This is a genomic window from Asticcacaulis sp. W401b (assembly GCF_046503825.1).
Classification (GTDB): Bacteria; Pseudomonadota; Alphaproteobacteria; order Caulobacterales; family Caulobacteraceae; genus Asticcacaulis.
Window position 1 is genome coordinate 119,968 of sequence record NZ_JBKFEE010000007.1, and the last position, 12,833, is coordinate 132,800.

Consider the following 12,833-nt stretch of genomic DNA (forward strand, 5'->3'; position numbering starts at 1 on the left):
TCTGCCATCATCTGCTCCATAGTGCGTATCTCGGTGAGGGGCGAACGCACAAGCTCCCGAGGGCTTTAGAAAGAAACAATCTTCCCTTGTCAGCACGGGCAGCGGAATTCACCGATAAATGTACGAAACGACCTTTCAATTCCACATTTCCAAGCACGCGGTTGCCGCTTCAATCCATAGTTTTGTCAATGGACAGTCCGCCCGTTTATCGAATTACGCCGTGGCTGATCAGGAAGGTCTTAATGTCGGCATTGATTGCCGTCTTCTGCTCCGGAGTGAACTTGCCGTGTACGCCGCCTTCGACCGTGTGCATCTGAACCGGAACGCCCGCCTGCATCAGGGCGTCGCGCAACAGTGTGGACTGGCTGATGGGCACGGTCGGATCGTCCGTGCCGTGGACGATGAAGATGGGCGGCAAGTCCTTGCGCACATAGGTCACGGGCGACATGGCTTTCGCCAGCGCCGCCGGGTCATTCACCGGCCCGATCCAGTTGACCAGAGACGCCCACGGTTTGGGTGCGGCGACGCCGGGCACGAGGTCGGTCGGGCCGTAATAGTCGAGTATGGCCGCGACCCTGGGCAGCGGACCGCATTTGGCGCCGGCAATGTCGGTGTTCTGCGGCAGCATCCCGGCCATCAGTGCCAGATGCCCGCCCGCCGAGGTGCCGTAGGCGACGATGCGTGAAGCGTCGAAGTGGTACTTTTCGGCATGGGCCTTGGTCCAAGACAGGGCGCACAGGGCGTCGGTGACGGCGGCCGGCGCGGTGGCCTGTGCCGTCAGACGGTAATCGACGCTGACGACCGAAAAGCCCATGCGGATGAAGGCGCCGAAGCTTGACGCCGCCTTGGGACGTTCACCGCGCGCCCAGGCTCCGCCGTGGAAATAGACCAGCACCGGGGCGGGCTTGGCCGCCGTGGCGTTGGGATTGACGAAGACATCGACCATCTGATCGTGCGTATAGACGATATTAGGATAGGCGATGGCGATGGGCGCCCTGGCCTCGGCGGCGTCCGGCGTATCCTGCGCCATGACCGGACCGGCTAGCAGGGCGAGGGCAATGAACAGGGGCTTACGCATAGTCTGACTCCCATCTTGAAGAGGTGTGAGAAGAAGTAACGCGAACCGAAAAAGACCCCGCGGGCTGTGCCGGTCGCGGTACAGGCGCAGGACGCTGCGAACCGCGCAGGGATGCGCGATCGACCCTTGGGGAAGTTTCGGGGGGAGGGGTTAGGTTACGCTGACTGGAGCGATATGCCGAAACGTGTCAGCGGTTTTGACGGCGTCGAACTTCGTTTCGGCACTGATATCGCGACAAAAACAAATCTAGGCAGCGCTGTGCTGGGTCGACAGCTTGAAGCGGTCGCGGTGCTCCAGCGTCTTTTTGCGCAGTTCGGCCAGCGCTTCCTTTTCTTCCGCCGCCAGCATGGCTTCGAAAAGACGGCTGAAATGTTCGCGCATGGCGCCGCGTGCGGCGTTCGGATCGCGGTTGCGGATGGCCTCCAGCACGGCCATGTGCTCCTGCACCCGGTCTTCGAAGCCGCCCTTGCACACATTGCCGTAGACGTGGGCCACCTGAGGCGCTTCGTTGCGGATGCGCCAGAGGGTGCGCACGAAGTGCTCGATGATCGGGCTGCCCGTATTCTGGGCGATGATGGTGTGGAACTCTTCGTCCGCCGCCTCGGCTTCGGCGTCGTTACGTTCCATGACGCGGACGGTCTCCTCCAGAGCAACCAGAGCCTGCGGCGTGATGTGGAGCGCCGCCAGCGCCGCCGCTTCGCTTTCGATGACCGCGCGCGAAGTGGTCAGTTCGAAGGCGTTGACGTCGGCCGAGAAGATCATTTCCGGGGCCGGGCGCGCCTGAACATAGACGCCCGATCCGGTCTTGATGACGATATAGCCCTGAGCCTCCAGCGCGATTTCGGCCTCGCGGATGGTGACGCGCGACACGCCGAGACGTTCCGCCAGTTCGCGCTCGCCGGGCAGGCGGCTGCCGGGCGGAAACTCGCCGGACTCGATCAGGCCGATGATCTGTTTCGCGATATGCTGATAACGGCGGTCCGTCATGGGGTTCGTTCGACTCCTCGGTGTCCGAATCTGAAAATAAGGATCGCGGACGCTGTAAAACTACACATATTCCCACCCCTTGGGAAGGTGGTCCGCCAGCGCTGTCCCTATGGCCAAAGCCAAAGGGTCAGCCACTGGCGGGAAAGCGGTTACATGCGGTACCGGAGACCCACCGTGAACTGACGGCCCGTCGAGCCGTACAGTGCGGTGACCGGCTGGTCCGAATAGTAGTAGCGGTTGGTCGTCTGGTTGGTCAGGTTGAGGCCTTCGACCGAGATCGACAGGCGTTTGGAGACGCTATAGCTGAAGGCGAAATCGACGTTCAGCGTCTCTTTCGAGCCGCCGAAATCGTTGATCAGCGGCGTGTCGCAGGCCACGCCATTGATCACGCCGGGCGCACAGGAGCCGGCGACGACGGGATAGGTGGTGTAATAGCCGTCGCGCTGTGCGAGCGAGACGCGCGTATTGATCTTCTCGTCTTCGTAATAGAAGGTCAGATTGACCGCATTGGGCGATGCGCCCAGCCACGGCCCTTTGCCGGTGACCTGCGGCGTCGTATCCGAGCCCGGATCGAGGATATAGGTCAGTTCCGAGTCGATATGGGTGGCGTTGAGCTGGATGCCGGTATTTTTCAGCAGACCGGGCAGGAAGGTGAAGGCCTGCTGATAGTTGATCTCGATGCCTTTCAACTCGCCGCCCGGCGCGTCGCGGAACTGACGCGCGGTGACGTCGTAATCGCCGCGGATATAATCGGCGCGCTGGTCGCCGGTGGAGTCGTAGAGGGCCAGCAGCGAGGCCAGGCTTTCCGGGCTGAAGAATTGCGAGAACGGCGCGGAGAAGCGCACGGTCTGCGGGTAGGAGTTGATGGTCTTCTTGAACAGGGCTGCCGAAATCAGACCGCCTCTGGCATAGTACCATTCCACGGCCAGATCGAGATTGTCGGCGCGGAACGGCGACAGTTTCGGATTGCCGACGGTCAGGGTGGCGCCCGTGGTTTCGCCGGCGGGGATGCTCATCTGGGTGATGGTCGGCGCCAGTTGCTGAAGCGTCGGACGCGACATGGTCTTGGCCGCGCCGAAGCGGATATAGAGGTCGTCGCGCGGGCGGATGGCGATGTTGAACGAGGGCAGGGTGTCCGAATAGGCATTGCTGCCGACGACGGGACGACCGCTGTCCGAACGGCCCACCGATTCGACATCGGTCGTGGCGTAGCGCACGCCCAGATTACCGAAGGCGTTCCAGCCGTCGAAGAAATCATAGTTGAAATTGACCTGCGCATAGGCCCCGCCGGTTTTTTCGCGTACGCTGAAGGTTTCGCGGCCCTGCTGGCGGAACTGGGTCAACCGCCAGTCGCCCCACTTGTTGATGCAGTTGCAGGTAAAGCCGAACAGGGCGTCGAACTTGTCGATATCCGGGCCGAACCACGCCGTCGTCGAGCCCGCCGGGACGTCGAGGCCCTGACCGAAATTGATGACCTTGCCGAGGCTCTCGATGGTAACGCCGGCTTCCTTTTCGGTCGGATTGATCTGGACGTTCTGACGCTCATAGGAGGCGGTCGAGAAGCGGTAGTCGCGGCCCGTCCCGCCAAATTTGAAGGTCAGGTGATCGTCGAAGGCGTAGGTAAAATCGGCCTTCCACGAATTGTAGCGGTTATCGACGAACTTCTTGTGGTGGCGCAGGAAGGACACGCCCTTGAGAATGGTCCATTGCGTCGGATCGGCGGCGTTGAAGCCAGCGTCGAACAGCGGCATGTCGCCGCCGCCGCGCTCGTCATAGGTGAAGGTGGCCTGCTGATCGTAGAGCCCCCATTCGGCCATCTTGCCCGTCGAATCGAGTCTGGAGCGCGAGGCGCCGTAGGTGAAGTCGCCCTTCAGCCTGTCGGTGAATTCGTGCGTCAGATTGAACGAGATCTGCTGGAAGGTGGTCTCGTAGCTGCCCTGATCGGCGCGGGCCGACCAGTCGACATTGCGCAGTTGCAGATAGTCGGCGACGCCATTGGTGACATTGGCCGCCAGCACGTCGGTGGCCGGGCGACCGATCTGCTTGTCACGGATGGCCAGGCCGTCCGCCGAGGCGACGTACCCCTTTGAGCCGGACCAGTTATAGTAGTCGTAGACGTCGAGATTGTTGGGGTTGTACGAAAAGTTCGTTCCCGCCACCAAAGACGTGCCGTACAGGGTCTGACCGCAGTCGATGGGCGAAGCGAAGGCGCTGCCCGCCGTGGCCGTGCAGGTGCCGGGATACAGGCCGCGTTTGGACGACAGGGCCGTTGCCGCCGTGGCGCGGGCATAGGTGGCGTTGGTGTTGTTGCGGTTCAGACCGAAGGGCAGCAACTGATTCAGCGTTGAGGTGCTGTTCTGTCTGGAATAGAGCACATCCACCGTGGCGCGGGTCTTAGGCGAGATCTGCGCCTGAAACGACGAGGTGATGCCCAGACGCTCCTGATGCAGATCCTGCTGTTCAGGTCCGGCCAATGCCGGGAAGATGACCTGAGAACCGTCGAGCGACGGATGCAGGAGGGCGTAGGCCGCCGGGTCAGAGCCGGTGATGGCCGCCAGATAGGCCGCATTGGTGATAGGGACGGTGGTTGAGGTCGTGCCGTTGGCGTTCAGGCTGCCATTGGTGAAGACGGTGCCGGTCGGGGCCGAGAAGCCCGCCCGGCGCGGGTTTTCCAGCGTCGCCCACGTCGCCGAGCGGTAGACATATTCGCCGGTAACGATCTGACGGCGATACTGATCGTTTTCGGAGTCCTTTTCCGAATAGGCGACCGAGGCGAGGAAGCCCAGCTTGCCGCCGGCCCAGCGTTTCGAGAACAGACCGGTGACGCGCGGATTGTTAAAACCGCCATTGTCGTAATAGGCGTTCTCAATGGCGAAGGCGTAGCGGTCGCGCTTGTAATCGAAGGGGCGACCGGTTTGCAGGTCCACGGTCGCGCCCAGCGAGCCTTCGTCGGTTTCGGCCGAGGCGGTTTTGCGCACCTTGAGGCTGTTGAACAGCTCCGAGGCGAAGACGTTGAAATCGAAGGTCCGCGTGGTGTTCATGGCGGTCGAATTGGTGTCGTTGGTGCCCGCCGTCGACAGGGCTTCGAGATTGTTAATGCGCACGCGGGTGAAGTCGCCGCCCAGGCCGCGCACGGTGATAGTGCGGCCTTCGCCGTTGTCGCGATCGATCGAGATGCCGGGAATGCGTTGCAGCGACTCGGCGAGGTTGGCGTCCGGGAAGTCGGCAATGTCTTCGGCATTGATGGCGTCGATCATTACATCGGCATTACGCTTGGTGTTCAGCGCGCTTTGCAGCGAGGCGCGATAGCCGGTCACGACGACGGTCTGGATATCGTCAGCCGGGGCGGCGGGCGCGTCTTCCTGAGCGGAGACGGGCATAAAGGCGAGGGCGAACAATATGGCGGTGGTGCCGCTCAGGGCGGCGCGCAGCGGGGTGCGCCGGAAGGATCTGTTCATGGGTGTTTCCTGTGTCATGCCGTTCATCCGGTCGATGGCCTGCCGGATTGGTATATTTATCGGTCTGGCATATGGTTGACCTATATATGCGAGAATGTCAATCGACTGGTCTGGGAAAATTTACCAAGCGATTGTCCACTTGTGCGCGCATGGGCTGTAAGATCTGCAAAAATCGCCTATAAGGGCGGATTTTAAGGGTTGGGACCGGCATTTACCGAGTTATTCCGTGCGGTTGCGGTAGTCTCCGGTCCGCGCTGGGGAAACTGGACAACCTATTCCGTAAAAATTGGTCTTCATATGGGTTGACAAATTGGTCCGCACTGGCATGGTGTGCGCATAAGGGCCGTATGGCTCAGTCATAAGGGGAGGACGGGTTGGGCCGTCTGGCGTTTCATCTTCTCGTCGCGGCGGCACTGGTCGCGCCGTGTGCGGCTCTTGCCGAGGCGCGCACCGTCTTCGTCGCCACGTCGGCGGAATATGCCGCGGCGGCGGTGAGTCTGCGCGCGGGCGATACGATAGTGCTGAAAAACGGCGTTTGGCACGATTTCGACCTGAACGTCGAAGGGCAGGGGACGGCGTCGGCTCCGATTACGGTGCGCGCCGAGACGCCGGGGCAGGTGATTCTCAGCGGGCGTTCGGCCCTTCGGCTGGGCGGCGACTATCTGACCGTTTCAGGGTTGGTTTTTCGCGACGGGGCTTCGCCGCGCGATGAGGTGATCGCGTTTCGCAGCGGCAAGCGCGTGGCCAACCACTCGCGCGTGAGCCAAACCGTCATCGACCGCTTCAACAAACCGCGTACACACGGCGCCGAGAACGATATCTGGGTCGCCCTGTTCGGACGCGACAACCGCTTCGATCACAACCATGTCGAGGGCAAGATCACGCCCGGTGTGACGCTTGCCGTGCGTATCGAGGGCGAAGACAGCCGCCCGAACCGCCACCATATCGACCACAACTATTTCGGTCCGCGCCCGCCTTTGGGGGCCAATGGCGGCGAGACGATCCGCATCGGCACCAGCCATAACTCGCTGTCAGACTCGCTGACCGTCGTGGAGGCCAATGTTTTCGAGGGGTGTTCGGGCGAGGTCGAGATCATCTCGGTCAAATCCGGCGGGAATGTCATTCGTGGCAACCTGTTCCACCGGTCGCAGGGGACAGTGACGCTGCGCCACGGCAACGGCAATCTGGTCGAGGGCAATCTGTTTATCGGCGGCGGCGAAGCCAATACCGGCGGCGTGCGCGTCATCAACGCGGATCAGACCGTGCGTCACAACGTCTTTGTTGGCCTGAAAGGCACGGGTTTCGCCAGCGCCTTCACGATGATGAACGGCGTGCCCAATTCGGTGCTCAACCGCTACCATCAGGTCAAAAACGCCGACATTCATCACAACACCTTTGTCAGTGTGAGCGCGTTATTGTTCGGGGGCGGGGCCGATGCCGAGCGCACCTTGCCGCCCATCGGCAGCCGCTTCCACGACAATCTGATCGTCGGTGCGCCGAGCGTCGAGGCGTTGTCGGACCTGTCGGGCATAGAGTTCAGCGGCAATGTGGCGGGCGACAGGATCGACCTGCCGGGTTTTGCCGTGGGCAAGGTGCGGGCGAAGTTCGGCGGCCTGACGCCGCCGCACATAGAGGCCCCGGCAGGTGTCGGCGCGCCGCGCGATCTGAAGATCGTGCGCCGTGAGGAAACGGGCGTCGCCTGGTATACCAAGCTCGATCCGGAGGTGAAAACCGCCCGGCGCACGGTTCAGGTGGCCTCGGACGCAGCGCTGGCGGCCGCGGTCGAGCTGGCGCAACCCGGCGATGTGCTTACCCTCGCGCCCGGCCGTTACGAGACGGATATACTGACGGTGCGCGCGCCCCTGACCGTGCGTGGCCCGGCAACGCTTTCCGGGCGTTTCGTACTCACTGGCGGGGGCGATCTGACGCTTGAAGACGTGTCCCTGACCGGAGCTGCGCCCCTGATCCGTGTCGATCCCTCCGATAGCGGTCACAATTACAGGCTGGCCCTGACGCGGGTGACGGTTGAAGGCGGCGGCCCCGTGGTTACGGCGGCAAGCGGGGCGTTTCTGGCGTCCATCGACATTACGGACTCCCGGTTCGCGGGCCTGAGCGCGCCGGTGATCGATCTGGGCGGTGACGGCGCGCTGACGGGGGCCTATGCGGTGGAGACGGTGACGGTGCGCGGGTCGCAGTTCACCGGCTTCGACGGCCCGGCTTCAAAACCGGTATTGAACATCGTGCGCGGCGGTCGGGACGAGAGCACCTTCGGACCCCGCGTGACGCTGGAAGGCAACCGGTTCGCGCGCGTCGCCACGCCGGCGCACCTGCATGGCGCGACGGCCCTGACCCTCAGCCAGAACACGTTCGACAACAGCGGCGCGGTGATCCTGATCCGCGAAGCCGGTGCGCCGCGCGTCCTGCTCGACGGGCAGGCGGTGACCACCAGTGATGCCGCGCGCCATTTCGACTACATCACACAAAAATAAAACAAACGGAGCGAAACGCATGCAGATTTCCCGAAGGTTGCTGGGGGGCGGGCTGGTCGGGCTGGGACTGGCCTCCGCCGCTTCCGCCCAGACGAAAAAGACCGCTCCCGCCGGTGTAGACGCGCCCCTGTTCAAACAGACGCTCGATAAGGCGCGCCGTTCGGTCGCCCCGTATCTGAAACAGCGCCCCGATGTGCCGGTGCCGAAAGACGCCGGCGGCGGCTATACGCATGAGCGGCACAAGGACAATTACCGGCTGATCCGCGAAGCCGGGATGCTCTATGCCTTCACAGGCGAGCGGCCCTACGCCGATCTGGTCCGCGATGTGCTGTTTGCCTATGGTAACCTCTATCCGACCCTGCCGCCGCACCCGGTCGAGGCCGCGCCGCAAAAGGGAAAGCTGTTCTGGCAATCGCTGAACGACGCCGTGTGGCTGGTCGAAGCGATACAAGGCTATGCCGAGGTGCGCGGCGCGCTAACCGCCGCCGAACGCAAACGCATCGAAGACACGGTCTTCCGCCCTATGTGCAAATTCTCGATGGTCGATTCGGCCAAGACCTTCGAGCGCATCCATAACCATGCCACCTGGGCCGTCGCCGGTGTCGGCATGGCCGGCTACGTCATCGGCGAACCCACCTACGTCAGGGCGGCATTGCTGGGTCTGAAGGGCGACGGCAAGACCGGCTTCCTGCGTCAGATCGATGAGCTGTTCTCGCCGGACGGCTACTATACCGAAGGCCCCTATTATCAGCGCTACGCCTTGCAACCCTTCGAGGTCTTTGCCGGTTATATCGAGCGTTACGACCCGGCGCGCCGGATTTTCGACTATCGCGACGGTATGCTGGTCAAGGCGGTCCATGCCCTGATCGACTTATCCTACGACGGCAAATTCTTCCCGCTCAACGACGCCATCGTCGAAAAGGGCATCGACTCCCCGGAACTGATTCAGGCGCTGGCCATCGTTTATGCGCGTAACAACGACCCGCAACTGCTGTCGGTATCGACCGCTCAGGGGACGGTCGCCTTTACCCGGGAAGGAGCGAAGGTGGCCGCCGACGTCGCCGCGGGCAAGTCGAAGCCCTTTATCTATAGGTCTCAGGCCTTCCGCGACGGTGCAAAAGGCGACGAAGGCGCGGTCGCGGTAATCCGCGTCGGCAAGGGCGCGCAGGCCCAGGCGCTGGTGTTCAAGGCGACGGCGCAGGGCATGGGGCACGGCCATTTCGATCGCCTGAGCTACATCTTTTACGACGCCGGGCGCGAGGTCGCCACCGACTACGGCGCAGCGCGCTATCTCAATGTCGAGGCCAAAAAAGGCGGGCGCTACCTCGCCGAAAACGAGACTTGGGCCAAGCAGTCCATCGCCCACAATACGCTGGTGGTCGACGAAACGAGCCAGTTCGCCGCCGATGTCGATATCGCCCAGCCGCAACCGACGGCGTTTCTCGGTTTCACGACAAAGGACGGCATCCAGTTGGCTTCGGCGCGTCTGGATAAGGCCTATGGCGACGTGACCGTGTGGCGCGCTGTGATGGTGGTCGAGCGCCCGGAACTGGGCCGGCCCGTGGTCATCGATCTGGTCCGCGCGCGCGGTCAGGCGGCGCATCGTTACGACCTGCCGCTGCACTATCGCGGTGTTTTTCTCGATGCTTCGACCAAATTCAAGGCCAATACCAAGGCGCTTGCGCCGCTGGGCGCGAAGAACGGCTATCAGCACCTGTGGCTGAAGGCCGAGACGACCGTACCCGCCGGCCCGCAGCGCCTGTCGTGGTTCAACCGCGACCGCTTCTACAGCCTGAATTACGACGCGCCGGGCGTATCGAAGGCCTATCTGACCGAGCTGGGGGCCAATGACCCGGACGACAATCTGCGGCCCGAACGCGCGGTGATCCTGCGCGCGGACGGTGTGCGCGATTTCAACAGCGTCTCGGTGCTGGAGGCCTATGGCGACTACAATCCGGCGGAGGAGTCCGTGCGCGACATCGCCCCGGCGGTCAGCTGCGTGCGCCTGCATCAGGAGGGGGCGAACGATCTGATCGTGCTGACCCTGAAGGGCGGCAAAACCCTGGCCATCGGCGTCAACTGGGACGGCCCAAGTGGCAGCGTCAGTGTTGGCGGGCGCGTATATCGTTGGGCCGGCGCTTTCGGTCTAGCGGCGTAAGGGGAGGTGGACATGAAACTTAAAGGGCTCCGCTGGTTCATCATCGGCCTGATCGCCATCGCCACAGTCATCAACTATATCGACCGCAACGCCATGGCCGTCATGTGGCCGGAAATCTCGAGGGAACTGGGCCTCAGCAAGGACGACTATGCCCTGATTCTGACCTGTTTCACCCTGTCCTACGCCTTCGGGCAGTCCCTGTTCGGCAAGATACTGGACGCGGTCGGTACGCGGATCGGATTCACGCTGGCCATCCTTTTCTGGTCGCTGTCCATCGCCGGGCACGCCTTCGCGCGCACGCTTCTGACCTTCGGCATCCTGCGTGCGACGCTGGGCCTGTCCGAAGCCGGGGCCTGGCCCGGCGCAGCCAAGGCCAATGCCCTGTGGTTCCCGTCTACGGAGCGGGCCTTTGCGCAGGGCATCTTCAATGCCGGGGCCTCGGTCGGCGCCATCATCGCCGCCCCTCTGATCGCCTTCCTGTTCCTGCAGATCGGCTGGAAAATGGTCTTTTTGCTGATCGGGGTACTGGGCTTGGTCTGGATCATTCCGTGGCTGTTCGTTTACCGCGCCGATCCGGAAAAGCACCTCTGGCTGAGTGACGAAGAACGCGACTACATACTCAATAATCGCGTCACCAAGGATACGACACCTCAGAACGAGTACGCGCCGAATATCCGGCAGTTGCTGGGGCATAAGGAGAGCTGGAGCATCATCCTGTCGCGCTTCTTCCTCGATCCGATCTGGTGGCTGTTCGTATCGTGGCTGCCCATCTATCTGGCCGAAACCTTCGGCTTCGATATCAAACAGATCGGCCTGTTCGCCTGGGTGCCGTTCGTCGGGGCCGCTATCGGCAGCCTGTTCGGCGGCGCGTTGTCGGGCTTCCTGATCCGCCGCGGCGTCAGCGTGGGCAATGCGCGCAAGGGCGTTATCATCCTTGGCTGCATAGTCATGATGCCGGCCCTGTTCCTGTGCATGAACGCCGCCACGCCGCTGATGGCCGTGCTTCTGATCGCGGTCGTGCTGTTCGGCTTCCAGATCGCCATCGGCAATATCCAGACCCTGCCCGGCGACTACTTCTCCGGCAAGTCGGTAGGCTCCTTGTCGGGCCTTGGCGGTACGGCGGCCAACCTCGGCGTGCTGATCACCACCTTGATCGTGCCCATGGCCACCAAGGTGTCCTTCGCGCCGGTTTTCCTCATGGCGGGCCTGCTGGTGCCGCTGTCCATCCTCTCCCTGCTCCTTCTCGGCGGTCGCGTGCACCGTCTGGCAGGGCGTCAGTCATAACAAAGTAAGGTTTTCCATATGTCATTGAAAGACAAAGTCATTATCGTCACCGGCGGGGCGCGCGACATCGGCCGTTCCGTTTCGCTCAGACTGGCCCGAGCCGGCGCAAAGGTGGCCATCAATTACAACGCCAATGAGAAAACCGCAGCCGAGACGCTTCAGGCCGCCAGGGCGCTGGGGGCGCAGGCCATCACTGTCAAGGCCGACGTCACGGATGCCGAGGCGGTAGAACGCCTGATCAATCAGACCCGCGAAGCCTTCGGCGATGAGATTCACGGCCTCGTCAATGTCGCGGGCGGCATGGTGGCGCGCAAGACCCTCGACCTGATGGACCTTGAGTTCTTCGAATACGTCATGCGCCTGAACGTCTCCTCGACCTTTCTCGCCACCAAGGCGGTCGTGCCGCACATGCCGGCGGGTTCGGCCATCGTCAACCTGTCGTCTCTGGCCGGACGCGACGGCGGCGGACCCGGCGCCAGCGCCTACGCCGCGTCCAAGGCGGCGGTGATGGCCTTCACGCGCGGCATGGCCAAGGAACTGGGACCCAAGGGTATCCGCGTCAATGCGCTTTGCCCCGGCCTGATCGGCACCTCGTTCCACGATACCTTCTCGACGCTGGAAGGCCGGGCGAAGGTCGTTTCCGGCACGCCGCTGCGTCGCGAGGGCTCGCCGGACGATGTGGGCGATGTGGCACACTACCTGCTGTCTCAGGAGGCCGGATTCCTGACCGGCGTGTGCCTCGATCTCAATGGCGGATTATTCTTTTCCTGACGTCCGTTCGCTGGTGACGCGCCTCGATGGTGTTTGGAAGGAGAATGGCCCTGACATCAGGGAGCGTCCTGATGCCCAGGACGTCCATGACGGCCTCAAGATAATGAATAGTATTGCGCCGGGCAGACGACGCCAGCCGAAGGTTGATCAGGAGTCTGGGGCGCAAGAAGGACCAGAAAATTTGCCACCCGCTCAGGAAACGAATGTTCCGGCTACGCATGGCCGTCAACAGCCCTTATCTGCTGGAGACGCGCCGCAGTGATGAGGCGTTTCGCGGGTCTGGTCGTGGTTTTGTGCGCAAACCGGCGCTCGGCCGTGAGGGACAGAATATGTCGGTTTTTGCGGCCGGTGACCGTGCGCACACAGCACAAACCGACGGTAATTACGCCGACAATGACTTCGTCTATCAGGCCTTTGCCGAGCTGTTTCGTGACCCGGCGTCGGGAGCCTATGCCCTGATCGGCAGCTGGGTCATCGGCGGCGAAGCGGTAGGCATGGGTATTCGCGAAAGCGACCATCTGATCACCGATGACCGGTCGCGTTTTGTGCCGCATCTGTTTCGCTGATCCGGGGGCTACGAACCCGGCAGGCTCCGAATACCGTTTGTT

8 protein-coding genes are annotated in these 12,833 nt (G+C 62.6%); 5 read left to right on the forward strand and 3 right to left on the reverse strand.

Features of this window, described 5'->3' with window-relative positions; translation table 11 throughout:
* Positions 1 to 205 precede the first annotated feature (205 nt).
* From ACK8OE_RS15040 to ACK8OE_RS15050, 3 genes are all read right to left on the reverse strand, one after another.
* On the reverse strand, positions 206 to 1,078 hold the full coding sequence (locus ACK8OE_RS15040; RefSeq protein WP_410273198.1) for an alpha/beta hydrolase fold domain-containing protein: 873 nt from the start codon (positions 1,076 to 1,078) through the stop codon (positions 206 to 208).
* Positions 1,079 to 1,324: 246 nt separating this feature from the next.
* The gene (locus ACK8OE_RS15045) at positions 1,325 to 2,065 is read right to left on the reverse strand and encodes a FadR/GntR family transcriptional regulator (RefSeq protein WP_410273199.1); all 741 of its coding nucleotides are present in this window, start codon (positions 2,063 to 2,065) and stop codon (positions 1,325 to 1,327) included.
* 149 nt (positions 2,066 to 2,214) lie between these two features.
* Positions 2,215 to 5,523, reverse strand: a complete 3,309-nt coding sequence (locus ACK8OE_RS15050) for a TonB-dependent receptor (protein WP_410273200.1) — start codon at positions 5,521 to 5,523, stop codon at positions 2,215 to 2,217.
* A 374-nt stretch (positions 5,524 to 5,897) separates the two neighbouring features.
* On the opposite strand from ACK8OE_RS15050, the gene ACK8OE_RS15055 reads away from it, so the two are divergent.
* The 5 genes from ACK8OE_RS15055 (at position 5,898) to ACK8OE_RS15075 (ending at position 12,791) form a co-directional block, all read left to right on the forward strand.
* Complete coding sequence (locus ACK8OE_RS15055) at positions 5,898 to 8,012, forward strand: chondroitinase-B domain-containing protein (RefSeq protein ID WP_410273201.1); 2,115 nt, start codon at positions 5,898 to 5,900, stop codon at positions 8,010 to 8,012.
* A gap of 19 nt (positions 8,013 to 8,031) precedes the next feature.
* On the forward strand, positions 8,032 to 10,170 hold the full coding sequence (locus tag ACK8OE_RS15060; protein WP_410273202.1) for a heparinase II/III family protein: 2,139 nt from the start codon (positions 8,032 to 8,034) through the stop codon (positions 10,168 to 10,170).
* A 12-nt stretch (positions 10,171 to 10,182) separates the two neighbouring features.
* A complete protein-coding gene (locus ACK8OE_RS15065) occupies positions 10,183 to 11,454 on the forward strand; it encodes an MFS transporter (RefSeq protein WP_410273203.1) in 1,272 nt (423 codons plus the stop codon).
* An 18-nt stretch (positions 11,455 to 11,472) separates the two neighbouring features.
* Positions 11,473 to 12,225, forward strand: coding sequence for an SDR family NAD(P)-dependent oxidoreductase (locus ACK8OE_RS15070; RefSeq protein WP_410273204.1), 753 nt, complete (start codon positions 11,473 to 11,475; stop codon positions 12,223 to 12,225).
* 203 nt (positions 12,226 to 12,428) lie between these two features.
* Positions 12,429 to 12,791, forward strand: coding sequence for a glutathionylspermidine synthase family protein (locus ACK8OE_RS15075; protein ID WP_410273205.1), 363 nt, complete (start codon positions 12,429 to 12,431; stop codon positions 12,789 to 12,791).
* Positions 12,792 to 12,833: the final 42 nt, after the last annotated feature.